The sequence below is a fragment of the Ruegeria sp. CDSC021 genome, assembly GCF_059610845.1.
The window spans coordinates 95642-118377 of sequence record NZ_JBXWOK010000009.1 but is presented as its reverse complement, the minus strand read 5'-3'; the positions used below and the strand labels follow the sequence as shown (position 1 = coordinate 118377).

Below are 22736 nucleotides of genomic sequence, written 5' to 3'. Positions count from 1 at the left end.
ATCAGCGTAACGTCGCGCCGCAGGGCGCGAAAGGCAAGAGGACAGCAATGGCACAAGCCGTCGTGATCGGAGGCGGGCCAGCGGGCCTGATGGCGGCGGGTGAACTTGCCGCCGCAGGTCATGATGTGCTGGTGGCCGAGGCCAAACCCTCGGTTGCCCGAAAACTCTTGATGGCAGGGAAGTCTGGCCTGAACCTAACCAAGAATGAACCGCTCGAAACACTTTTGTTGTCTTATGGACCCGCCGCTGAGTGGCTACGCCCTATGGTGGCGGAATTTGATGCTGCCGCCGTTCAGGACTGGGCGCGTGATCAGGGACAAGAGGTATTTACAGGCTCAACGGGGCGGTTGTTTCCAAAGGCTATGAAGGCCTCACCTCTGTTGCGGGCTTGGCTGGGGCGTCTTGATGCGGCTGGTGTGCAAATCAAAACCCGATGGCGGTGGACCGGATGGAACGGCGATGCTCTGGAATTCGATACTCCGGAAGGTCACCGGCAGATTGAGGCTGACACGACGATTCTGGCCATGGGCGGCGCAAGCTGGGCGCGATTGGGATCGGATGGAGCTTGGGCCCCACTGTTGCAAGGGGCGGGTGTCGACCTGTCGCCATTTGCCCCGGCGAACTCGGCCCTGTCAGTAGATTGGAGCGCACATATGCAGCCGCATTTCGGCGCTGCGATCAAATCCGTTGGGTGGACTGCCGGGGATGTGATCAGTCGCGGCGAGGCGACGATTTCATCCAAAGGCCTTGAAGGCGGAGGGCTCTATTCCCTGACGCCCGCTTTGCGAGAAGGTGCGCCGTTGAGTGTTGATCTGGTTCCCGATCTGGATGTAACTACCTTGCAGCAGAAAATTGCAGCCAAGAAATCCAAGACGACGCAGTCGCAATGGATGAAGAAATCTCTGCATCTGTCTCCGCAAAAGATCGCTCTGTATCACGAGATGAACAGGGGAAGCGGTCTGAGTGTCGAAACGTTGAAATCTCTGCCCCTCAGCCACGCGGGGTTGCGGCCAATGGATGAGGCAATCTCAACCGTCGGAGGTGTTCGGCAAGGCGCTTTGGACGAAGGGTTGATGCTAAAATCCAGGCCCGGAATGTTCTGTGCCGGCGAGATGCTGGATTGGGAAGCTCCGACCGGTGGCTATCTGCTAACTGCCTGTCTGGCGACAGGGCGATGGGCCGGGCGATCAGCTGCAAACTGGCTGGCGCGGACCGCTTAACGCGACTTTGCTAGCATCGCCAGACGGATCATGGCACGTTCGACCAAAGCCATGGCTGGGGCCGTTTGCCCAGCTGACCGCAATGACAGATCCGTATCAGTCAGAACGGTCAAAGCGGTCTGCAGTTTGGGTGCCCCCCATCCCTGTGCTTGCCGCAGAATACGATCACGCCGCTTTCCATAGACGGGTGGGCGCAGCTTGCCGACGCCCTGTGCCGCACCACCGGGATCAGCGGCACAGGCGTAAAGCGTTCGAAAGTGCCGGGTTGCTCCGATACACAGGCTGACCGCATTTGTACCTTGCGATTGCAGCCGTCGTATCAGCGGGCTAATCTCTCCGGCTCTGCCTTCGGCGACCACGTTCAGGACATCGTCCAGAGCGGCCTCGGTCGAGCTGGGTGCACAGGCCTCGATATCTTCGAGAGCCAATTCAGTATCGTCTCCGCGCTTGTAAAGAGACAATTTTTCAATGGTTTGCGTAAAGTCCCCGGGGCTGATGGCCGTGGCAAGTTCGGTGATGGCCGACATTGCATCCGGTGGAATGTTATTGACTCCGGCCTGTGCCAGAACCCGTTCAACCTCGGCCCTAGAGGGCGGATCGTCATAGATCCCAACGGCATAGGCTGCGGGATGCGACTCGAATGCCTTACGGATCTTTGAGCTGGGTTTGAGCTGCCCGGCAGTCACGATGATCTGAGCGTCGCCCGTTGCCCAATCCTCGAATGCGGTAATGATGGCTGGGGCGGCGACATCAGTTGCATCTTCGACGAAAACTGCACGTGGGCCGGGGAAGAACCCGACAGCCTTGACCGCGTCCAGCAACAGTGCCGGTTCCCCGCGCAGATCACCACCTGGCATTCGGGTCAGGCGCATTTCCTCTTCGGCGCCTTCTCCCAGCAGGGCTGACAAGACCTGTTGCCGTTTCAAGGCCACACGCATCGCATCGGATCCGTAAATCAACAACCCTGCCTTGCCCGCGTCCGGTTTGGCGAAATACCCCTCAGCCTCGCGCGGGCTGAGCTTCATTGGGTCAGGCCCGGTGCTGCATAAAGGCGGTTCACGATTTGATCGGACAGGATGATCATCAGCCGCTCGGTCGCGTCACGTTCGTCCGCAAGCGTCGAGACGGTTGAGCCTGCAGCGGAATAGCCCACGAAATCATGGATATTTCCTGATACCAGAATCCGCCCGGTTTCAGCGGACCTGAGGGAAAATTCCGCGCGCCCTTCGATTGTATACCGGTTCGTCTCGTTGGTAGTCGTGATCGCTGCAGATTGCGTGGCCGTAGCAACCTTAACATCCAGATCATACAGCTTTTGTGCGCTCGCATCCCGGCCCAGCCGCTGTTCCAAATTCTGGACAAGCAAATAGCTTTCCACGGAATTTGGCTCAGTTACAGCAACTTTACCATGCAATGCTTCACCTGTTCCGCCCGGCGCGTAAACGGGTTGGAACCCGCATGCGGCCGCCAGCAAGCAAGCAGCCAGCGGCATCAACAAAAGGCTTCTGCGATTAAACAACGACATTAACGATCCGACCTGGAACAACGATCACTTTCTTCGGCGCGGCACCGTCCAGTGCCTTTTGCACAGCTTCGGTGCTGAGCGCGATTTTTTCAACCTCTGCCTTGTCCATATCTTTTGGAACGCTGATTTCCGCGCGGCGTTTGCCGTTGATCTGGATCGGCAGGGTTACAGTGTCATCGACCAGCATAGCTTCGTCCGCGACAGGCCAGGGGGCTGTTGCGATCAAACCTTCGCCGCCCTGATGCGCCCAGATATCTTCGGCCAGATGTGGTGTCATCGGCGACATCAACTGTGCCAGCGTCTTTATCGCCTGCTTTTGGGCCGCTGCACCCGCTTTGGATTTTGCCAACGTATTGGTAAACGCATAGAGCTTTGCAATGGCGGCATTAAAGCCGAAGCTTTCAACACCAAGCGTCACGTCATGGATGGCTTTGTGCATCTCGCGCAGCAGGTCTTGATCCCCGTCGCCTTTTGCCTCGGGGTCCATCGCGCCGATCTTGTCGCAGAGGTTCCAGACACGGTTCAGGTGCTTGAAGGCAGCCTCTGCGCCTGATGCTGTCCACTCCACATCCCGCTCGGGCGGTGAATCGGATAACACGAACCAGCGCGCGGTATCCGCGCCGAAGGCCGAGATAATGCTGACCGGGTCGACCACGTTTTTCTTGGACTTCGACATCTTGGCCGAGGGGATGATTTCGACCTCCGTGCCGTCGGCGAGTTTGCCGTCGGTCACATCCTCGGGCAGGTGATAGACCGGACGGCCATTGGCGTCGCGGGTTTGATAAATCTCGTGCGTGACCATGCCTTGGGTGAACAAGGCACCAAAGGGCTCGATGGCCTTTTTCGGCAAATGGCCAGTGATCTGCATCGCCCGTGCAAAGAAGCGGGAATAGAGCAAGTGCAAGATAGCGTGTTCGATGCCGCCGATATATTGATCGACATTCATCCAGTATTCAGCCTCGGCCAGATCGGTCGGCTTTTCCGCGTGCGGAGCCGTAAAGCGGGCGAAATACCACGACGAATCGACGAACGTATCCATCGTGTCGGTTTCTCGCTTGGATGGCGCACCGCAAGACGGGCAGGCGCAGTCGCGCCAGGTCGGGTGGCGGTCCAGAGGATTGCCCGGTTTGTCAAAAGTGACATCGTCGGGCAGGCGGATCGGCAAGTTTTCTTTCTTTTCGGGCACCACGCCGCAGGATTCGCAATGCACCACGGGAATCGGGCACCCCCAATAGCGCTGACGCGACAGACCCCAATCGCGCAGACGGTATTTGGTAACGCCTTCGCCCCAACCCGCTTTTTCGGCGAAATCGACGGTGGTGTTGATTGCGTCATCACCGGTGGCGTCGGTCAGCCCGGCAAAATGGTTTACCCAGCGGACTTTTTCGGTTTTCGGCGGAACGTATGCGGTTTTGTCGACCGGTGTGTCATTATCAAGCGCAAAGAACGTGTCGACGACGGGCAAACCGTACTTACGGCAGAAATCCAGGTCGCGCTGGTCGTGGGCCGGGCAGGCAAAGATGGCACCGGTGCCGTAATCCATCAGGATGAAATTGGCGATCCAGACCGGCAGCTCCCAATTCGGATCCAGCGGGTGTTTGACCTTGATACCAGTGTCATAGCCCAGCTTTTCGGCGGTCTCTATGGCCTCTTCCGTGGTGCCGCCCTTGCGGCATTCGGCAACGAACTCAGCCACTTCGGGGTTTTCGGCTTCAAGTTGCTTGGCAATCGGATGGTCTGGCGAGATGCCGACGAAAGACGCCCCCATCAGCGTATCGGGGCGCGTTGTATAGACGGTGATTGGCTCACCACCATCGACGCGTTCAAAGCCAAACTGCAATCCACGCGACTTGCCGATCCAGTTTTCCTGCATCAGGCGCACTTTTGCCGGCCAGTTCTCCAGCGTGTCCAGCGCATCCAGCAATTCCTCAGAGTAATCGCTGATCTTGAAGAACCATTGCGTCAGCTCGCGCCGTTCAACCAATGCGCCCGAGCGCCAGCCGCGCCCGCCTTCGACTTGTTCATTGGCCAGTACGGTCATATCGACCGGGTCCCAGTTCACCACTGCGTTCTTGCGGTAAACCAGACCGGCCTGCAGCATATCCAGGAACAGCGCCTGTTGCTGGCCGTAATATTCTGGGTCACAGGTGGCGAATTCGCGGGACCAGTCGATGGACAGGCCCAGAGGCTTCATCTGGCTGCGCATGTCGGCGATGTTGCCATAGGTCCAGTCTTTCGGGTGACCACCAATAGCCATCGCAGCGTTTTCTGCAGGCATCCCGAACGCGTCCCATCCCATCGGGTGCAGCACGTTATGGCCGGTCGCAAGCTTGTGGCGCGCGATTACGTCGCCCATCGTATAGTTGCGCACATGTCCCATATGGATCCGGCCAGACGGGTAGGGGAACATTTCAAGCACATAGTATTTCGGCTTGTCCGCCTTGTGGTTGGCGGTGAAGATTCCGGCCTTGTCCCAGGCCTCTTGCCATTTTGCTTCGATTTCTGTGGCCGAATAGCGCGACATCGTGCGGTCCTTCGTAATGAAAACGCCGGGCATGAACCCGGCGTGGTAATATTGCGATTTGAAGCGGGTTGCTAGAGCTTGTTGTCCGCAATGCGCAGCTGACGGGCGCGGGACAGGATTGCATCTTCGATTGCGCGTGTGGTTGCCGCGCTGACCGGTGCACCCCCGCTGGTCTGCAGCGCAACCGACAAGGATCGTGCCGCCAGGGCGGGATCGCTGATGTGAACCGTGGCCCTGTATTGCCGTCCACCACCCGGAGGCGTGCCGTAACCTGTTACGATTACACCGGTAAAGGGATCGACTTCCTGCACAGGCAGAAAGTTAAGGACATCCAGCGAGGCAGCCCACAGATAGCGGTTCACATTGGTAACCTGCTCGGCGTCTGCGGTGTTGAATACATCCCAGATCGTTGAGCGATTCGGATCGTTCAGCTCACGCTCGTCCGAGCGACCGCCATCCACATTGAGTGGCGTTGCACTGGGTTCTGCGTTGCGATTCTGTCCGCAAGCCGACACCGCGGCTGTCACTATGATCAAACCGAAAATTGTCTGCAGGCGCATGTTGGACAGGTTCCGTTTCGTTGGTTTTAGGTTATTCACGTTACTCCTAGACAAGGTCTGGTTCGTCAACAAGCTTAATCTTGTCACATCCAGAGCAGGCTTCGGGGTTGATTCAGTGGGCAAATCAGACTGTGGCATCCTTGCACCAATTCTAGGCCAATGCGCGTCAGTTTTTATGCCAAGCTTGCGTGACAGGGGCAAAAAGGGCGAAACGGTTCCCGTGCTGAGACATGTGCCTAAGCACGTGTCGAGTTAAAAAACTTTTGAAACCGAGGGAAACAAGATGAAAAAAGTTCTCTTCGCATCGACCGCACTGATTGCAACCGCAAGTGTTGCAGCGGCCGAAGTTAAGTTCAGCGGCTACGGCCGTTTTGGTATTGGTTATCAGGAGGACCGCACAGCGGCCACCACCACCACCACTACCACCACCACTACTGCAAGTAGTGCAACTGTTCAGAACGTTAACGTGTTCGCGAACGACACTGACGACGCAATCCTGGTCTCGCGCTTCCGCTTGAACATCGACGGCACAGCCGAAACCGATGGCGGCGTTGAGTTCTCGGCTCGTGTACGTCTGCAGGCTGACGAAGACTCGTCCACCGGCGAAGCCAACTCGGCTGGCCTGAACGGCGCGCGCTTCTCGGTCATCTACGGTGGTCTGCGTGTTGACGCCGGCAACGTTGCTGGTTCTTTCGACAACTTGGCAAACTACTACGGTAACGAGCCTGGCCTGGAAAACTTCATCGGTCAGTATTCTGCCGTTGACTATAGCTTCCTGGGTTACTCGTCGACCGGTTCGGGTTCGAACGCTGTGTTCTTCCAGTACGCAGTTGGTGACTTCGCCTTTGGTGCGTCGTACGACCAAGCAACTATCTTTAACGGTGGTGGCAGCACAACCGACGCGGATCGTTGGGACGTAAGCGCGACTTACACATTCAACAACATCACTGCAGCGCTGGCCTATGGTCAAACTGACGCGGGCACTGGTGGCGACGATCCAAGCCTGCTGGTCTTCACCCTGGGTGCAGAATTCGGCGACTTCTCGGGTACGCTGTTTGTTGCTGACGATAAAACCGAAGTTGACGCCACCGACGGCACTGCTTGGGGTGTATCGGGTGCCTACAATGTTGGCGCAGCGACCACTCTGACCTTCGCCTACGGTGACGGTAACGCTGATGCGGACACGCAGCAGTACGGTATCGGCGCCATCTACGACCTGGGTGGCGGTGTATCGCTGCGCGGTGGTGTAGGTGTCAGCGACTGTGACGTCTGCGACGACTCGACCACACGTGCCGACTTTGGTGCACAGTTCAACTTCTAAGTTGATCTGAGCCGCAAAGTTTAAGGGCAGGTCTTCGGACCTGCCCTTTTCTTTTTGTCCGACATAGTGTTTTTCTTCGCCCATAACTGATCGAGGACCCAAATGTCGCTGCAAGAAATATCTGCCCGGATAACCAAAGCCGAAACTGCCTCGGGGCGGGACGTCGGGGCCGTGAAGCTGATCGCCGTGTCAAAGGTTCAGCCGAATGAGCGTGTAGCGGAAGTGCTTGCTTTAGGGCATCGCTGTTTTGGTGAAAACAGGGTTCAAGAAGCCGTCGGAAAATGGCCGGAATTCAAGCAGCAATATCCAGATGTCGATTTGCATCTGATTGGCCCCCTGCAAACGAACAAAGCCCGCCAGGCGCTCGAGCTGTTCAGCACGATCCATTCCGTTGATCGTCCGAAACTGGCCAGCACTCTGGCCCGGCTTGCGCAAGAGGTCGGCACTTGCCCGGACCTGTTCATTCAGGTCAATACCGGTGAAGAGGATCAAAAGGCAGGAATTCTGCCCACCGAGGCGGATGCATTTATTGCCGATTGCCGCGGGCTCGACCTTCCGATTCAGGGCCTGATGTGCATTCCGCCTGTCGAGGAAGAGCCATCTCTGCATTTCGCCTTGCTTGCCAAGATAGCTGAACGCAATGGTCTGAAAGGGCTATCCATGGGGATGAGCAGCGATTTCGAGCAGGCCATTGCACTTGGCGCTACCCATGTGCGCGTCGGCTCGGCCATTTTCGGTGAACGAGTTAAGCCTGAGGGATAATCAACCGCGTGCCTGGCTCGATTCGACGTGCGATCCACCGCAGATGGTCGCGCCGAAAGGCAACGCAGCCTTCTGTAGGAAAACCGGGCCGTCGCCATTGATGCAGGAAAATTGCTGAACCGCGCCCAGCCACCGCATTGGGCCAGTTCCAGTCAGTGATCAGAACCAGATCGTAAAGCGGGTCCGCGCGGCGGAGTTTTTCGTGGCTGAAAGGATAAGGTGCGCTGACCATATGATTGTACTGCGTGTCTTGCACATCATCTGACCAGAGGTCCTGAGGACCGATTGGGATGGCCCAAGGCGACGGTCTTGCGAGCCGGTCGGGCCGGTACAGCATACCAACGATGTTGAGACAGCCGGTCGGCGTGGCGCCGTCCCCCTCACGCTTGCTGTTGCTTAACCCACCTTTCCCGATCGAACAGGGGAAATACCCGCCGCGAAAACGAACGCCGTGTCGGGTTAGAACCAGATCTGCGGGTGTCACAGCAAATGTCCCGACTTGGCTGCTTTGGTGGCCAGATAGTCGCGGTTATGGGCAGTTTCGCCGACTTTCAGCGGGACGCGCTCGGTGACGGCGATGCCGGTCTTCTCCATCATCGCGATCTTGGCGGGGTTGTTGGTCAACAGCCTTACGGAACTGAAGCCGAGCAATTTCAGGATGTCCGAGCCCAGACGGAAATCGCGCTCGTCATCCTCGAACCCGAGACGGTGATTGGCCTCGACTGTATCGAACCCTTGATCCTGCAGGAAATAGGCGCGCATCTTGTTGGCCAAGCCAATCCCGCGGCCTTCCTGATTCAGATACAGAAGTACTCCTGCCCCTTCAGACCCCATCTGGGCCAGGGCCCCACGCAGTTGTGGCCCGCAATCACATTTCAAGCTGCCCATCAGATCACCGGTGAAGCAGGCCGAATGCAGCCGAGCCAATACCGGTTTGCTGCGGTCGGGGCGGCCGATCTCTATTGCGTAATGTTCCTCGCCGCCATCTTCAGGGCGAAAAACGTGCAGGCGCCCGGCTTCGGATACCTCCATCGGCAGTCGGGCGGCCACGACCTCATTCAAAAGGCTTCGATCCGACAGATGTGGCGCGGCGCGGGTATGGTCAATACATGTCAGGCCATGTGCAGTAGCGAAGGTTCGACCATCTTGAACAGGAACAACGATTGCCGCCGGCAGAAGGTGGGCTGACTTGGTCAAAGCAATGGCAATGCGATGCAGATTGGCGTTGCCCTGACGCTCTGTCATCAGTGGGCCTTTCATAGGCGCGTTCAGATCGTCCGAGGGATCGGCCACCGCCTGCACCCAGGCAACATCGGCATCTGCCGGAACGATCACACGCGCCAGGTCACCGTCATAGGCCCGTGCCTTTAATGTCTCGGCCCGTCGGACAGTCACTGCGACTACAGGATCGCCACCCAGACCTTGCAAGTCGGCAAGCCGCTGTGCGCTCAGCGTTTCCGACGCAATGGCCAGTACGCTAAAGCCGGTGTCATCCGTCAGGGCGACCGGCAAGCCCATGCGCAGGTCAGCCCGTGCCCGAGCAAGCAGTTCCGAGATATCCGGGATAAGACTCATCTATTGTTACCCTGTAACGATCAGCCCTTCATGTAGCCTGATCAAAAGGAAATGTGAAACAATTCCTCATCCTGGGACACGAGGGCGTGAAACGGTTGCAGCAAACCTTGTTGATTGCATCTTTCGCGCGCAAGTGGTGGAAAAGGGCTTAGGAGGACCGGATATGGCACAGCTAAAGAAAATCCTGCTAGTGGATGATGATGAGGATCTGCGCGAAGCGTTGAGCGAACAGCTCGTGATGACCGAGGATTTTGATGTATTCGAAGCGTCGGACGGGGCATCAGCCATGGAGCGGGCTCGCGAGGCGATTTACGATCTGGTCATTCTGGATGTTGGCTTGCCCGACACGGATGGGCGCGAGCTGTGCCGCCTGATGCGCAAGCAAGGTGTGAAAAGCCCGATTCTGATGTTGACCGGTCATGACAGTGACGCGGACACCATCCTGGGTCTGGATGCCGGTGCCAATGACTATGTTCCCAAGCCGTTCAAGTTTCCGGTTCTTCTGGCACGTATCCGTGCACAGCTTCGCCAGCATGAACAATCAGAAGACGCGGTATTTGTGCTCGGGCCTTATACTTTCAAGCCGGCGATGAAGATGCTGATCACCGACGAAGACCGCAAGATTCGACTGACCGAGAAGGAAACCAATATCCTCAAGTTCCTGTACCGGTCCGCCGACGGTGTCGTCGCCCGTGACATTCTGCTGCATGAGGTCTGGGGCTATAATGCCGGTGTCACCACACATACGCTGGAAACTCATATCTATCGCCTGCGTCAGAAGATCGAGCCCGATCCATCCAACGCGCGCCTTTTGGTCACAGAATCGGGTGGATATCGCTTGGTATCGTAACTTGATGTGGATTGACTTGGATCAAAGTGATACCCTGTAGACATCTTTAAGTTACTCCCAACCCGTACATGTCCGGGTAATGACATGTACCTCCCTGTTGGACTGCCGGGCCTGATGGCCCGGCCTTTTTTGTTTGTGCTGCAAAATGTTTTGCGGCTCCTAGCGGATTGCGACAAAGTATATGTTCATGTAATGTTCTATTTCTGGAGTGCAAAATTGGAGGCGAAAGTGATTCATGGAAGTTGCCTGTGTGGCGCCGTAAAATTCCAACTTACCAGTGAACCTTCGGTTATGGGAACATGCCATTGTTCGCGTTGTCGGAAGGCAGGTGCAAGCACTGTTGTCTTCGTCAAGAAAGATGATGTTGTTTGGCTGGACGGTAAGGACCGAGTTGTCACTTACCAACCTGAACCGCCCTATAAATATGGCAGGTGTTTCTGCGATACCTGTGGGACGTCGTTTGGTGAAATTCTGGCTGATGCGGACAGTTTTCCGATTGCGGCCAATGCGCTGGACACTCCGTTTGATCTGAAAGTCCAGTTTCACGAATCCGTATCTGAGAAACCGCATTGGTACGAGATTTGCGATGATGCGCCCCAATCCTCAGGGCATCCGTCCTGATAATTTCTTTTACGATGGTACCTGTGAAAGCACCGCGTTAGGGTGCGCCAACCGCGACAGAGGAATTCCCTATGCCTTTTACTCTTGCCACATGGAACATCAACTCGGTCCGCCTGCGCGAGCCTATCGTGCTGAAATTGTTGCGCGAAGAGGCGCCGGATGTTCTGTGCCTGCAGGAATGCAAGTCTCCGGTGGACAAGATCCCCACCGAAGGGTTTGCCGAACTGGGTTACACTCACATGGTTGCGCGCGGGCAAAAGGGCTACAACGGCGTTGCGATCCTGTCTCGCCTGCCGATGGTCGAGGCGGGCGACATGGATTTCGCAGATCTCGGCCATGCGCGCCATATCGCGGGGCGGCTGGAAAACGGCGTGACGATTCACAATTTCTATGTCCCTGCGGGCGGTGATGTGCCGGATCGTGAGGTGAATGAGAAATTTGGCCAGAAGCTGGATTACCTGACCGATATGCGTGACTGGTTCCACGCGGAAAAGCCCGAAAAATCCATTCTGGTTGGTGATCTGAATATCGCTCCGCGTGAGGATGATGTCTGGTCGCACAAACAGTTGCTCAAGGTCGTTTCGCATACACCGGTCGAGGTCGAGGCTTTGGCCGAAACGCAGGACGCAGGCGGTTGGGTCGATGTCACCCGGCAGGACATCCCCGAAGGGCAGCTTTATAGCTGGTGGTCCTATCGCGCGCGGGATTGGGACGTGGCCGACAAGGGGCGGCGGCTGGATCACGTCTGGGCGACCCCGGATATCTCGAATGCAGGCCATTCCAGCCGCGTTCTGCGCAACGCGCGCGGATGGGAAAAGCCCAGTGATCACGCCCCGGTCTTTGCGACCTTTGACGTCTGACGTAAAACTCTGCCCTTGGTTTCCGGGTCAAGCGACTGCATATAGAGCGCAAGTTTAATCGAAAGAGTGACAGCCATGGACCTTCTGAACGGCGCAGACACCCCCGCCACCGATCTGATCAAGGACGGGACCGAAGCCACTTTTATGGCGGATGTGGTCGAAGCCTCGCAGGACGTGCCGGTCATCGTTGATTTCTGGGCGCCGTGGTGCGGCCCATGCAAAACGTTGGGCCCGCTGTTGGAAGAGGCTGTGACCGCCGCCAAGGGTGCGGTCAAGATGGTCAAAGTCAATGTGGACGAAGCACAGATGATCGCTTCACAGATGCGCGTTCAGTCTATCCCGACCGTGTATGCCTTTCACAAAGGCCAACCGATCGACGGATTTCAGGGCGCAGTGCCCGGATCCGAGATCAAAGCATTTGTAGATCGCGTGATCGAGGCGACAGGTGGCGAAAGCCCGGGTGGTCAACTGGACGATGCTGTCGAGGCTGCCGAGGAAATGCTGACCGAAGGTGCCGCAGCGGATGCCGCTCAGACCTTTGCTGCCATTTTGGGTGAGGATCCGAACCACGCCACCGCTTATGGTGGGCTGGTACGCGCGCATATCGCCACTGGCGATTTGGAGCAGGCCGAGGCAATTCTGAACGGGGCCCCGGCGGAGATTTCCACATCGCCAGAGCTTGAAGCCGCAAACGCACAATTGGAACTGGCCAAGCAAGCTGCAGATGCCGGCCCGGTGGCCGAATTGACCGCAGCGGTTGAGGCCGATCCTGACAATCATCAGGCACGGTTCGATCTGGCGCAGGCCCTGCATGCCAATGGCGAGGTTGAAGAGGCGGTGGCGCAGCTGCTGGAAATGTTCCGCCGTGACCGTGAATGGAACGAAGGCGCGGCCAAGTCTCAGCTGTTCACGATATTTGATGCGCTCAAACCCAATGATCCGATTGTTCTGAACGGGCGGCGCAAGCTCAGCTCGATGATATTTGCCTAATTCTGGATCAGGGCTACACTCGGGTACATGATGCATCCCGCTGATCTGCCGGAAACGGTATCCGTTTTCCCTTTGCCCGGGGCGCTGTTGCTGCCCCGATCGCGCTTGCCGCTGCATATATTTGAGCCGCGCTATCTGCAGATGCTGGACGACGCTTTGAAGACCCAGGAACGGTTGATCGGGTTGGTTCAACCGAATCCCTGTCAAAGCAACGAAAACAAGCTGCACCAAATTGGCTGCGCGGGGCGGGTGACGCAGTTTTCCGAAACTGAAGACGGCCGCTATCTGATCACTCTGACTGGCATCTCCCGGTTCCGTATTCAGGCCGAGTTGGATGCATTTACCCCATACCGCCGTTGTAACGTGACCTGGCGCGGGTTTGACCGTGATCTTGGCAAGGTCGAGCACGACGAGGGGTTTGATCGGGTGGGGCTTTTGAAGCTGTTGGAAAAGTTCTTTTCGTCGCGAAAGTTGTCGGCTGATTGGGATATGTTGAAAGACGCGAATGATGAACTGCTTGTGAATTCGCTGTCGATGTTGCTGGATTTTGATCCGGAAGAAAAACAAGCCTTGCTAGAGGCTCCCTGTTTGCGCACCCGACGCGAGACTTTGGTGACACTGATTGAATTCGCCATGCGCGGCGGAGCGAATGAGGAAACACTACAATGACCACCGTTGAACACGCTTTTGACCGCCACATGCTTGAGGCGCTAATTTGTCCGAAGACGCATACAACGCTGCATTATGACGCTGAAAAGCAGGAACTGGTGTCAAAAGCGGCGGGTTTGGCCTTTCCGATCCGCAATGGCATTCCTGTCATGTTGGTGGATGAGGCGCGCGAGCTGGACTAGATCGCCCGACCCTGCAGTAGTTTTGGCAGGTCCCCGGTCAGGCCGGCGGCCTCGCGCACGAAACCGCGACGCAGGCCGGGTAGTGACCCGACGACGCCCATCCCGATATCCCGTCCGATCCGTAGTAGAGGATTGTCGTTGGAAAACAGCTTGTTGAACACATCCGTCGCCATCGCCAAAGACGCGGTATCAAACCGTCGCCATTCCTGAAAACGCTCCAAAACCAGTGGCGAACTAATATCTTCCCCGCGCCGTCCGGCCAGGGTCAGCACCTCGGCCAGAGCGCCCACGTCGCGCAGGCCCGCATTCAGGCCCTGGCCTGCAATCGGGTGCATTCCATGGGCTGCGTCTCCGACCAGTGCCATCCGTTCTCCGATGAAAGAGCTGGCGATGGTCAGGTTCAGCGGATAGGTAAACCGATCTCCGGCCAGACGGATTTCGCCCAGGAAATCGCCGAATCTGGGGCGCAGGACCTGCAGATAGTCCTCCTCGGGCAGGGCGTTGATGCGCTTGGCCATTTCTGTTCGCTCGCTCCAGACGATAGAGCTGCGATTGCCGGTCAGAGGCAGAATGGCCAAAGGGCCGGGTGGCATGAAGAACTGATGCGCGATGCCGTGATGCGGCAAGTCATGTTCGATGGCGCAGACCAGCGCGGTCTGCCCGTAATCCCATCCTGTGCGTTTGATCCCGGCACGTTCCGCTGTGCCGCTGCGACGCCCATCGCATCCGATCAGCAGCGCACCCTTGACGACCGCGCCATCATCCAATGTCAGGCTGACGCCTGTTCCCGAGGTCTGCTGTGACACTACCGTCTTGCCGCTGATCTGGGTAATGGCCTTTTCCGCGGCCATCGCGTCCAGAAAGGCACGGCGCAGGTGGCGGTCTTCGACCATAAAGCCCATCGGACCTTCTTCGATCTCGGCATGGTCGAAATGCATGAAAAACGGCGACGGGCCAGCGCCTGCATGGCCATCGGTGACCTTGATTTCGAGCATTGGCTGGGCGTGTTTGGCAACCCGTGACCAAACCCCAATCGCCTCTAGCAGGCGCTGCGAGGCCAGGGCCAACGCATAGGCTCTGCCGTCAAAAGCCGCATTTTTGCGAACCTTTTCGGCCAGCGCGTCAATGACGGTAACTCTGTGCCCTGTTTGTGCCAGTGCCAAAGCCAAAGCGGGGCCATTCAGGCCGCCGCCGACGATCAGGATATCCGAGCTCTGTTCCATGCTGCGCACTATGCGCGCCCATTCGGGATTGTCCATGTGCGGTCCTGTCGCTACCGTCGCTGGGAATGCAGAAATTGAAGGGGGCAGTGATGCAGGATTGGTTGTCGATGACGGCTTGTGATCTGGGTCGGGGCATTGGCATGGGCCAGATTGACCCGGTTGAACTGACAGAGACCTTTCTGACTGCGATAGCAGCCCACCCGCATCGCGACCGAATCTATGCCCGCGTGACCGAAGCGCGCGCCCGAGCCGAGGCTGAGGCGGCGCAGGAACGGGCCAAGCTGGGATTGCGCCGATCATTGTTGGATGGGGTGCCGATCAGTTGGAAAGACCTGTTCGATACTGCCGGGACTGCCACCGAGGCAGGAACGGCACTGCTGAAAGACCGGGTTCCCAAAACTGATGCAATCGTGCTGCGAAATGCCAGTGCCATGGGCGCGGTATGTCTTGGCAAAACCCATATGAGCGAGCTGGCGTTCTCGGGTCTGGGCCTGAACCCGATCACCGGAACACCGCCCTGCATCGATGATGAGGATGCGGTTCCCGGCGGGTCATCCTCGGGGGCTGCGGCGTCCGTGGCTTGGGGCTTGGCGGCCTGCGCGATTGGCTCGGATACTGGCGGGTCGGTGCGGATACCGTCAGCCTGGAACAATCTGGTCGGGCTGAAAACCACTGCCGGGCGGGTCAGCCTGGAGGGTACAGTCCCGTTGTGCCTGCGGTTTGATACCGTTGGACCGCTGGCCCGCTCGGTCGAAGATGCGACCCATATGCTGGCCATGCTGGAGGGCGGGACGCCAGCTGATTTGCGCGGAGCCAATCTAAAGGGGCGTCGTTTCGCGGATTTGCAGACTGTCGCCAAGGATGATTTGCGCGCAGAGCCGCGTGTCGCTTACGAGGATGCCCTGGATCGGTTGCGTGAGGCCGGTGCAGATATCCTGCCTCTTGAGGTCCCTGAACTAGCCGACGCGATGGGGCTGTCGGGGGTTCTTTACACCACCGAAGCCTATGGCCTGTGGCGAGATGTGATCGAGGCCAACCCAGATGTGATGTATCCCGAAATACTCGAACGGTTCCGTGCTGGACGAAATGCTTCGGGCCCCGATTATGTTGCAGCCTGGTCAAGGCTGAAGGCGTGTCGCGGTGCATGGGACGTGGCCACTGCCGGGTTTGACGCCGTTTTGGCCCCAACTGCACCGATCCTGCCGCCCAATCTTGAACGGCTGATGAGCGATCATGACTATTACGTCACCGAAAACCTGCTGGCATTGCGGAACACCCGGATCGGCAACCTCATGGGGCTGGCAGCGCTGACCTTGCCGACCGGAAAACCGGGCTGCGGGCTGATGATGATGGGTTATCCGGGGTCCGAAGAGGCGCTTTTGCGGCTTGGTTCCGCGGCCGAGGCCGCATTGGCCTGAATGCCACAATCCCCTGATTCGGCACCGCTTTGTCTGGACGAAGCCCCGCCCGGACTGTAACCTGCTTGAAAACGGGGCGAAATGATCCCGATATTGAGGCAGTAGTTATGAATTTCCCCGAGCGGTTTTCGAACCTTCCGGAATACGCATTCCCGCGCCTGCGCACCCTGTTGGATCATCACCAACCGGGCGGTGAAGTGATTCACATGACCATTGGCGCGCCGATGCACGCTTTTCCGGCCTGGGTCAGCGACGTGATTGCGGAAAATGCTGCCGGTTTTCAGGGATATCCGCCGAATGAGGGTTCGGCCGAGCTGCGCGGTGCGATCACTGACTGGATTGCACGCCGTTATGGCGTCACGATGGATCCGGACACGCAGGTTATGGCCCTGAACGGGACGCGCGAAGGGCTGTATAACGCCGCCATGGCGCTGTGCCCCGAACAGAAATACGGACAAAAACCGGTCGTTCTGTGCCCGAACCCGTTCTATCAGGTCTATATGGTTGCCTCGATCTCGGTCGGGGCTGATCCGGTTTTTGTCCCGGCCACGGCGGCCACAGATCATCTGCCGGACTATGCGGGATTGCCCGCGGATGTGCTGAACCGCACTGTCGCCGCTTATATCTGCTCACCGGCCAACCCGCAGGGCGCAGTTGCCACGCGTGAATACTGGGTCGAGCTGATCCGGTTGGCTGAAACATATGATTTCCGCATCTTCGCCGATGAATGCTATTCCGAGATTTACCGCGACACAGCGCCTACAGGTGTTCTGACGGTCGCAAAGGAACTGGGCGCTGATCCTGAACGGATCACCCTGTTCAACTCGCTGTCAAAGCGGTCGAACGTGGCCGGGCTGCGGTCTGGCCTGATTGCAGGCGGGCCGGAAACGATCAAGCGGGTCAAGCAGTTACGCAATTATGCAGGCGCGCCATTGCCGCTGCCGTTGCAGGCCGCCGCCGCAAGGCTCTGGGCCGATGAGGCGCATGTGGACGAGAATCGCGCGCTCTATCAGGAAAAATACGCCATCGCAGACCAGGTGTTTGCAGGCATCCAGGGCTATATGCCGCCCGAGGCAGGGTTCTTTCTGTGGCTGCCGGTCGAGAATGGCGAGGAAACCGCATTGAAACTGTGGCAGCAGACCGGAGTTCGGGTGCTGCCGGGTGCATATCTTTCTCAAGGTGATCCGGGGCAAAACCCGGGCGAGCAATTTATCCGGGTCGCTATGGTGGCCCCAAAAACAGAGATGCGGCAGGGGCTGATCACGCTCCGCGACTGCATCTATTCGTGAGGTACGAGGGCAAAATGGCATCATATAACGCGCGCAACCGCGATCCATTGCTGGACAGCACGACTCAGGCCGCCATCGAAAGGCGCAGCAAAGAGTTGATCGGCATCGCCCTGATCCTACTTGGGTTGGCTTCGGCGGCGATGATCTGGTCCTACACACCGGATGACCCGAACTGGATGGTGTCGACGGATGCACCAGTGCAGAACTGGATGGGTCGTGTTGGTGCCTCGATCGCGGCGCCATTGTTCATGATTGTCGGTTGGGGCAGTTGGAGCATCGCGTTGGTTTTGATCGGCTGGGGTGTGCGTTTTGCCGGGCATTTCGGTGAAGATCGTGCCGTCGCGCGCCTGATATTTGCACCGATCTGGATCGCCATTGTCTCGGTCTATGCGGCGACATTAGTGCCGGGTGAGGCTTGGCGCGTAACGCATAGTTTTGGTCTGGGTGGATTGTTTGGGGATACGGTCATGGGTGCCTTCCTGACCTTGTTGCCCATATCCTCGCATTTTATTGTCAAGCTGATGTCTCTGGCGATGGCTATTGGGATGCTGACGCTGGGCGTGTTTGTTCTTGGTTTCACCAAGGATGACGTGCGCAAGGGGTTCCGCGCCTTCCTGCTGGGGCTGGTCATGTCCTATGACATATTGATGAATCTGCTGGGCCGTGGGGCTGCCGCAACAGCGGAGGCTGCGCGCGAACGTCGTGCCCAATGGGACGAACGCAAGTTGGCCCGCGCCGAAGGGGCCGTGTTCGACGACGAGATTGCCTTTGCGGACCCTGTTTTCAACGAGCCACTTCTGGAAGCGCCCGAACCGGTAAAGACCGGCCTTCTGTCGCGCATTCCTGATCTGATCCGCCGCCCGGACCCTATGCCCGAACCCGAGCTGATCGACCGTGAACCTGTCGCGGGTTACGAGGAAATGCCGGGTGAGGACCGTATCCGTTCAAAGATTTCTGCCGCCGTGCGCAACCGTAAGGTTGCAGTCGGAGAGATGGCTCCTGAGCCCGATCCCGACCTGCCGCTGACCAAAGGGCGGGGCCGTGGACCTGATCCGTTGATCCTGAATGCAGGGCCTGCGGACGAACTGCCGCCCGAGCCGCCAGTGACATCAACCGGGCTGCCGCCCGAACCGATGCTGTCAGCGCAGCCTGAAACAGAATGGCAGGAACCGCTGCATCAGGATTTTGCGCCCGAGCCAGATTTCGATGACGAGGCCGTTTTCGAGGATGACGCCGATGAGATGCCGCAAGCCCGCCCAGCGATGAAAATCCCCGTGGCCGAGCCGCGCAAGCCTGTGGTTGCGCAACCCGTGCGCCGCACCCCGCCGCCCTCGCGCCGGGCCCAGGCCGAGGCCCAGCCCGCGTTGTCGTTCGAGGAAAAGCACTCCGATTTCGAACTGCCTCCGCTGGGCCTGCTGTCCAACCCCTCCAGCATTCAGCGCCATCACCTGAGCGATGAGGCCTTGGAAGAGAATGCGCGGATGTTGGAAAATGTGCTGGATGACTATGGCGTCAAAGGTGAGATCGTCAGCGTCCGCCCCGGTCCGGTTGTCACCATGTACGAACTTGAGCCGGCTCCGGGTTTGAAAGCCAGCCGCGTTATTGGTCTGTCGGATGACATTGCCCGCTCGATGTCGGCCCTGTCGGCGCGGGTTTCGACCCTGCCGGGCCGCTCGGTCATCGGGATCGAACTGCCCAATGAAAACCGTGAAATGGTGGTGCTGCGCGAAATCCTTTCGAGCCGTGACTTCGGAGACGGCAATCAGGCGCTGCCTTTGGCGCTGGGCAAGGATATCGGCGGTGAATCCGTTGTGGCCAACCTGGCCAAGATGCCCCACCTGCTGATCGCGGGAACCACCGGTTCCGGTAAATCGGTGGCGATCAACACGATGATCCTGTCGTTGCTGTATAAGCTGACGCCGGATGAATGCCGCCTGATCATGATCGACCCCAAGATGCTGGAATTGTCGGTTTATGACGGCATCCCGCATCTGCTTTCTCCGGTCGTGACAGACCCGAAGAAGGCGGTTGTCGCCTTGAAATGGGTCGTGGGAGAGATGGAGGATCGCTATCGCAAGATGTCCAAGATGGGCGTGCGTAACATAGCGGGCTATAATGGCCGGGTGAAAGACGCGCTGTCCAAGGGCGAAATGTTCAGCCGCACGGTCCAGACCGGTTTTGACGACGAAACGGGTGAACCGATGTTCGAGACCGAGGAATTCGCACCCGAGTCGATGCCCTATATCGTTGTAATTGTCGACGAGATGGCCGACCTGATGATGGTCGCGGGCAAAGAGATCGAGGCCTGCATCCAACGTCTGGCGCAGATGGCTCGGGCCTCGGGTATCCACCTGATCATGGCCACGCAGCGCCCCTCGGTCGATGTGATTACCGGCACGATCAAGGCGAACTTTCCGACCCGGATTTCCTTCCAGGTGACGTCAAAGATCGATAGCCGCACCATTCTTGGTGAAATGGGCGCCGAACAACTGCTGGGTCAGGGTGACATGCTGTATATGGCGGGTGGCGCGAAGATCACCCGTTGCCACGGTCCGTTTGTCTCGGATGAAGAGGTCGAGGAAATCGTCAACCATCTGAAGCAATTCGGCCCGCCGGATTATATGAGCGGTGTGGTCGATGGACCGACCGAGGAAAAGGCTGATAATATCGACGCTGTTCTGGGTTTGAACACCGGGGGCAACACCAATGGCGAAGACGCCCTGTACGATCAGGCCGTGGCGATTGTGATCAAGGATCGCAAATGCTCGACCTCGTATATCCAGCGGAAACTTGCCATTGGCTATAACAAAGCTGCGCGTCTGGTTGAGCAGATGGAGGACGAAGGCATTGTTTCATCGGCAAATCACGTCGGAAAACGCGAAATCCTGGTGCCAGAGCAATAGGATATTTAATAACAAGGGCAGAGCGCTTATCTGGGTCTTATGAAACAGATTGCTTTTGCCCTTGCACTGACACTGGCCGCACCCGCCGCCTGGGCGGCGGACAAGCTGCCGCTGTCGCAGATATCGAATTACCTCAATGGCCTGAAAACTGTCGAGACGACATTTACACAGGTCAATGATGATGGCTCACTGAGCACAGGAAAGCTGTGGATCGCACGGCCTGGAAAGATGCGGTTCGAATATGACCCGCCAGACAGCGCCGTTGTGTTGGCGCGCGCTGGCACCGTTCAGATATTCGATCCGAAATCCAATCAACCGCCCGAGCAGTATCCGTTAAAGCGAACACCTCTGTCTCTGGTTCTGGCACGGAATGTCGATCTGGGTCAGGCTAATATGGTGGTTGGGCATGACTTTGACGGAACGGCCACTGTCGTGACAGCACAGGACCCGAAAAACCCTGACTCCGGTCGAATTGAGCTGATGTTCACTGGCGATCCGGTTGAGCTGCGAAAATGGGTGATCCACGATAATGCAGGCGGACAGACAACGGTTCTGCTGGGTCAGCTTGAGACCGGAAAGAATCTAAGCAGCAACTTGTTCTCGAATAAGAACAGAAGCGGGTCAGGCAATCGCTGACCCGCTGTTTGTTCAGTAACGACAGCCTGACAGTTGCGCCTGGTACATCCGGGCGCGCGCATCCACATCATTGGCCACGTTCAGCAACCACGTCTTGCTGTAATGGCTGCCGCGGGCATAACCGGTATGGCCTTCATGATAGGCCAGATACTGATTGCGCGTGTCGCTTGGCTGGATGCCATTCCGCTCATAGCTTTTGTTCATGTACCAGCCGATGAAATCCGAAGCGTCCCGAATACGATCCCGCTTGGCCCGGCGTTTGCCGGTTTCGCGCTGATACTCATCCCATGTCCCGTCCAGCGCCTGGCTGAAGCCATAGGCGCTGCTCTGACGGCCCATCGGAATCACACCCAGAACATATTGATGGGGCGTTCGCGCATCGTGGCGATACCGGCTTTCCTGATAGATCGTTGCCATCTGAACGTGAACGGGGATTCCCCATTTCCGCTCGGTGCTTTTGAACGCCTTGATATATTCGGGCCGTTCACGCGCAATGCTGCATGCATCATTCAGCTTGCTGGGTGGCTGGTTGGAACCACCCCCGCAGGATGCCAAAAGCAGCACCCCGAAGAGTACGATAAGAATTCTGCTCATGTGCCTCGTGCCTTTTTTCTTCATTCTAGCGCAGATTGAGCGATTAGGAAATCACAATCGCTACAGAACAATAGCTAGAATTATAGGCAAAGCGCCGACGGACATCAGGGTTGAGACCATAACCAGCCCCGCAACCGCGTCAGAATCCGCCTCGAACCGTTCGGCTAGCAGGTATGAGGTTACGGCAACCGGTGTACACATCTGCACCACCAGAACGCCGAACGCGACGTTATCCAGATCAAACCCTTTTGCGATTGCCCATGCCAGGGCAAAACACACGACCAGTTTCAACGCCGATAGACAGACCGCTTGCCCTAGCTTTCTGGTGGTCAGCCGCGCAATCGCAACACCAAGCGTGATCAGCATCATCGGAATTGCCATCTGTCCCAGCAGGTCCAGCGTATTGGTCACGAAGACAGGTGTTTGCCAGCCCTGCCACAGAAACAGCGCCCCCAGCAGAGTAGCCCAAACCATGGGTTCACGTGCTACCTTGCCGAAAGCGCCTTTTCCCGCCACCAGGTAGATCCCGTAAGTAAAGGAAAACAGGGCGGTAACGGCCAGAAATATCACCGCGAAACCCAAGCCTGCCTGCCCAAATGCGAAAATGGCCAGAGGCAGGCCCAGATTCCCCGTGTTGCCGAATATCAGCGGCGCCAGATAGGTGCGCCTTTCCAGCTTGCTGGCCCGGACAAATACGCCAAATGCGACCGCCAGCCCGACATGGCCTGTGATGGCGGCCAAAGTGAACCGGGTCAGCTCTCCGGGCGGGATCTGGGTTTGCATCAGGGCCACGAAAATCAGGCTGGGCACGGCGAGCGTCACCGCAAGGCGGGTCACAAATTGCAGCCTGTATTCAAAGCCAAGTTTGACCCAGGCAAACCCGATCCCCGCCAAGAGGAAGACCGGGGCCACGATTTCGAGTACTGTCAGTAAGAGGTTCACAGACTGTTTCCCATTATTTTAGATCAATGATTGGCATTCCTATGAGGAAACGGGTAGTAAGACCTTTGGGGG

22 protein-coding genes are annotated in these 22736 nt (G+C 57.7%); 13 read left to right on the top strand and 9 right to left on the bottom strand.

Translation table 11 applies throughout. The features are described 5' to 3' along the window. Window positions 1–47 precede the first annotated feature (47 nt). On the top strand, window positions 48–1220 hold the full coding sequence (locus AC2FGB_RS14530; protein WP_496694169.1) for a TIGR03862 family flavoprotein: 1173 nt from the start codon (window positions 48–50) through the stop codon (window positions 1218–1220). Here the strand turns inward: AC2FGB_RS14530 and holA are convergent. The 4 genes from holA to AC2FGB_RS14510 all read right to left on the bottom strand — a co-directional run bounded on the left by holA (window position 1217) and on the right by AC2FGB_RS14510 (window position 5829). Continuing rightward, window positions 1217–2245, bottom strand: coding sequence for a DNA polymerase III subunit delta (holA, locus tag AC2FGB_RS14525; RefSeq protein ID WP_271949662.1), 1029 nt, complete (start codon window positions 2243–2245; stop codon window positions 1217–1219). The genes AC2FGB_RS14530 and holA overlap by 4 nt on opposite strands. Then, window positions 2242–2745: an LPS assembly lipoprotein LptE gene (gene lptE, locus AC2FGB_RS14520; protein ID WP_496694168.1), complete on the bottom strand. Its 504-nt coding sequence runs from the start codon at window positions 2743–2745 to the stop codon at window positions 2242–2244. Before lptE ends, holA begins: the two co-directional genes overlap by 4 nt. Further along, the gene (gene leuS / locus AC2FGB_RS14515) at window positions 2732–5269 is read right to left on the bottom strand and encodes a leucine--tRNA ligase (protein ID WP_496694167.1); all 2538 of its coding nucleotides are present in this window, start codon (window positions 5267–5269) and stop codon (window positions 2732–2734) included. The genes lptE and leuS overlap by 14 nt, the downstream gene beginning before the upstream one ends. 71 nt (window positions 5270–5340) lie before the next feature. After that, window positions 5341–5829 carry a DUF3576 domain-containing protein gene (locus tag AC2FGB_RS14510; protein ID WP_142637277.1) on the bottom strand — a complete coding sequence of 163 codons (489 nt, stop codon included), beginning with the start codon at window positions 5827–5829 and terminating at the stop codon, window positions 5341–5343. 283 nt (window positions 5830–6112) lie between these two features. Between AC2FGB_RS14510 and AC2FGB_RS14505 the strand changes: the two genes are divergently transcribed. Further along, window positions 6113–7150, top strand: coding sequence for a porin (locus AC2FGB_RS14505; protein WP_496692521.1), 1038 nt, complete (start codon window positions 6113–6115; stop codon window positions 7148–7150). 102 nt (window positions 7151–7252) lie between these two features. Continuing rightward, window positions 7253–7912: a YggS family pyridoxal phosphate-dependent enzyme gene (locus AC2FGB_RS14500; RefSeq protein ID WP_496694166.1), complete on the top strand. Its 660-nt coding sequence runs from the start codon at window positions 7253–7255 to the stop codon at window positions 7910–7912. On the opposite strand, the gene AC2FGB_RS14495 is transcribed toward AC2FGB_RS14500, so the two are convergent. Next, entirely contained in the window at window positions 7896–8396 is a 501-nt protein-coding gene (locus AC2FGB_RS14495; RefSeq protein WP_496694165.1) for a L,D-transpeptidase family protein, read from the bottom strand. The two genes, AC2FGB_RS14500 and AC2FGB_RS14495, sit on opposite strands and share 17 nt — an antisense overlap. Then, complete coding sequence (ribA, locus tag AC2FGB_RS14490; protein ID WP_271949672.1) at window positions 8393–9487, bottom strand: GTP cyclohydrolase II; 1095 nt, start codon at window positions 9485–9487, stop codon at window positions 8393–8395. The genes AC2FGB_RS14495 and ribA overlap by 4 nt, the downstream gene beginning before the upstream one ends. A 163-nt stretch (window positions 9488–9650) precedes the next feature. On the opposite strand from ribA, the gene AC2FGB_RS14485 reads away from it, so the two are divergent. The 6 genes from AC2FGB_RS14485 to AC2FGB_RS14460 all read left to right on the top strand — a co-directional run bounded on the left by AC2FGB_RS14485 (window position 9651) and on the right by AC2FGB_RS14460 (window position 13659). Beyond that, window positions 9651–10337 carry a response regulator transcription factor gene (locus tag AC2FGB_RS14485; RefSeq protein WP_142637092.1) on the top strand — a complete coding sequence of 229 codons (687 nt, stop codon included), beginning with the start codon at window positions 9651–9653 and terminating at the stop codon, window positions 10335–10337. A 228-nt stretch (window positions 10338–10565) separates the two neighbouring features. Beyond that, entirely contained in the window at window positions 10566–10958 is a 393-nt protein-coding gene (locus tag AC2FGB_RS14480) for a GFA family protein (protein ID WP_281995419.1), read from the top strand. A gap of 71 nt (window positions 10959–11029) precedes the next feature. Beyond that, window positions 11030–11818 carry an exodeoxyribonuclease III gene (locus tag AC2FGB_RS14475; RefSeq protein WP_142637090.1) on the top strand — a complete coding sequence of 263 codons (789 nt, stop codon included), beginning with the start codon at window positions 11030–11032 and terminating at the stop codon, window positions 11816–11818. A 75-nt stretch (window positions 11819–11893) separates the two neighbouring features. Next, window positions 11894–12808, top strand: a complete 915-nt coding sequence (trxA, locus tag AC2FGB_RS14470) for a thioredoxin (RefSeq protein ID WP_281995418.1) — start codon at window positions 11894–11896, stop codon at window positions 12806–12808. A gap of 27 nt (window positions 12809–12835) precedes the next feature. Beyond that, window positions 12836–13477: an LON peptidase substrate-binding domain-containing protein gene (locus AC2FGB_RS14465; protein ID WP_142637086.1), complete on the top strand. Its 642-nt coding sequence runs from the start codon at window positions 12836–12838 to the stop codon at window positions 13475–13477. Then, window positions 13474–13659 (top strand): Trm112 family protein, encoded by a 186-nt coding sequence (locus AC2FGB_RS14460; protein WP_142637084.1) that lies wholly within the window; start codon window positions 13474–13476, stop codon window positions 13657–13659. The genes AC2FGB_RS14465 and AC2FGB_RS14460 overlap by 4 nt, the downstream gene beginning before the upstream one ends. Here the strand turns inward: AC2FGB_RS14460 and AC2FGB_RS14455 are convergent. Further along, window positions 13656–14882: an FAD-dependent monooxygenase gene (locus AC2FGB_RS14455; protein WP_496694202.1), complete on the bottom strand. Its 1227-nt coding sequence runs from the start codon at window positions 14880–14882 to the stop codon at window positions 13656–13658. The genes AC2FGB_RS14460 and AC2FGB_RS14455 overlap by 4 nt on opposite strands. Window positions 14883–14971: 89 nt before the next feature. On the opposite strand from AC2FGB_RS14455, the gene AC2FGB_RS14450 reads away from it, so the two are divergent. The 4 genes from AC2FGB_RS14450 (at window position 14972) to AC2FGB_RS14435 (ending at window position 21128) form a co-directional block, all read left to right on the top strand. After that, window positions 14972–16300, top strand: a complete 1329-nt coding sequence (locus AC2FGB_RS14450) for an amidase (protein WP_271949844.1) — start codon at window positions 14972–14974, stop codon at window positions 16298–16300. 107 nt (window positions 16301–16407) lie between these two features. Beyond that, the gene (locus AC2FGB_RS14445; protein ID WP_496694164.1) at window positions 16408–17589 is read left to right on the top strand and encodes an aminotransferase class I/II-fold pyridoxal phosphate-dependent enzyme; all 1182 of its coding nucleotides are present in this window, start codon (window positions 16408–16410) and stop codon (window positions 17587–17589) included. 14 nt (window positions 17590–17603) lie between these two features. Next, window positions 17604–20492 carry a DNA translocase FtsK gene (locus tag AC2FGB_RS14440; protein ID WP_496694163.1) on the top strand — a complete coding sequence of 963 codons (2889 nt, stop codon included), beginning with the start codon at window positions 17604–17606 and terminating at the stop codon, window positions 20490–20492. Window positions 20493–20531: 39 nt separating this feature from the next. Further along, the gene (locus AC2FGB_RS14435) at window positions 20532–21128 is read left to right on the top strand and encodes a LolA family protein (protein WP_496694162.1); all 597 of its coding nucleotides are present in this window, start codon (window positions 20532–20534) and stop codon (window positions 21126–21128) included. A 12-nt stretch (window positions 21129–21140) separates the two neighbouring features. Here AC2FGB_RS14435 and AC2FGB_RS14430 read toward each other — a convergent pair whose 3' ends face one another. Further along, entirely contained in the window at window positions 21141–21722 is a 582-nt protein-coding gene (locus AC2FGB_RS14430; RefSeq protein ID WP_282021966.1) for a transglycosylase SLT domain-containing protein, read from the bottom strand. Window positions 21723–21782: 60 nt separating this feature from the next. After that, window positions 21783–22664, bottom strand: coding sequence for an AEC family transporter (locus AC2FGB_RS14425; RefSeq protein ID WP_496694161.1), 882 nt, complete (start codon window positions 22662–22664; stop codon window positions 21783–21785). Window positions 22665–22736 lie beyond the last annotated feature (72 nt).

Bases quoted from the DNA above. Each gene is read 5' to 3' on its own strand.
- AC2FGB_RS14450 (WP_271949844.1), top strand. From the start codon at position 14,972: ATGCAGGATTGGTTGTCGATGACGGCTTGTGATCTGGGTCGGGGCATT.
- AC2FGB_RS14485 (WP_142637092.1), top strand. From the start codon at position 9,651: ATGGCACAGCTAAAGAAAATCCTGCTAGTGGATGATGATGAGGATCTG.
- AC2FGB_RS14455 (WP_496694202.1), bottom strand. From the start codon at position 14,882: ATGGAACAGAGCTCGGATATCCTGATCGTCGGCGGCGGCCTGAATGGC.
- AC2FGB_RS14430 (WP_282021966.1), bottom strand. From the start codon at position 21,722: ATGAGCAGAATTCTTATCGTACTCTTCGGGGTGCTGCTTTTGGCATCC.
- AC2FGB_RS14445 (WP_496694164.1), top strand. From the start codon at position 16,408: ATGAATTTCCCCGAGCGGTTTTCGAACCTTCCGGAATACGCATTCCCG.
- AC2FGB_RS14505 (WP_496692521.1), top strand. From the start codon at position 6,113: ATGAAAAAAGTTCTCTTCGCATCGACCGCACTGATTGCAACCGCAAGT.
- holA (WP_271949662.1), bottom strand. From the start codon at position 2,245: ATGAAGCTCAGCCCGCGCGAGGCTGAGGGGTATTTCGCCAAACCGGAC.
- AC2FGB_RS14510 (WP_142637277.1), bottom strand. From the start codon at position 5,829: ATGCGCCTGCAGACAATTTTCGGTTTGATCATAGTGACAGCCGCGGTG.
- AC2FGB_RS14500 (WP_496694166.1), top strand. From the start codon at position 7,253: ATGTCGCTGCAAGAAATATCTGCCCGGATAACCAAAGCCGAAACTGCC.
- trxA (WP_281995418.1), top strand. From the start codon at position 11,894: ATGGACCTTCTGAACGGCGCAGACACCCCCGCCACCGATCTGATCAAG.
- ribA (WP_271949672.1), bottom strand. From the start codon at position 9,487: ATGAGTCTTATCCCGGATATCTCGGAACTGCTTGCTCGGGCACGGGCT.
- AC2FGB_RS14465 (WP_142637086.1), top strand. From the start codon at position 12,836: ATGATGCATCCCGCTGATCTGCCGGAAACGGTATCCGTTTTCCCTTTG.
- AC2FGB_RS14435 (WP_496694162.1), top strand. From the start codon at position 20,532: ATGAAACAGATTGCTTTTGCCCTTGCACTGACACTGGCCGCACCCGCC.
- AC2FGB_RS14530 (WP_496694169.1), top strand. From the start codon at position 48: ATGGCACAAGCCGTCGTGATCGGAGGCGGGCCAGCGGGCCTGATGGCG.
- AC2FGB_RS14475 (WP_142637090.1), top strand. From the start codon at position 11,030: ATGCCTTTTACTCTTGCCACATGGAACATCAACTCGGTCCGCCTGCGC.
- AC2FGB_RS14460 (WP_142637084.1), top strand. From the start codon at position 13,474: ATGACCACCGTTGAACACGCTTTTGACCGCCACATGCTTGAGGCGCTA.
- leuS (WP_496694167.1), bottom strand. From the start codon at position 5,269: ATGTCGCGCTATTCGGCCACAGAAATCGAAGCAAAATGGCAAGAGGCC.
- lptE (WP_496694168.1), bottom strand. From the start codon at position 2,745: ATGTCGTTGTTTAATCGCAGAAGCCTTTTGTTGATGCCGCTGGCTGCT.
- AC2FGB_RS14440 (WP_496694163.1), top strand. From the start codon at position 17,604: ATGGCATCATATAACGCGCGCAACCGCGATCCATTGCTGGACAGCACG.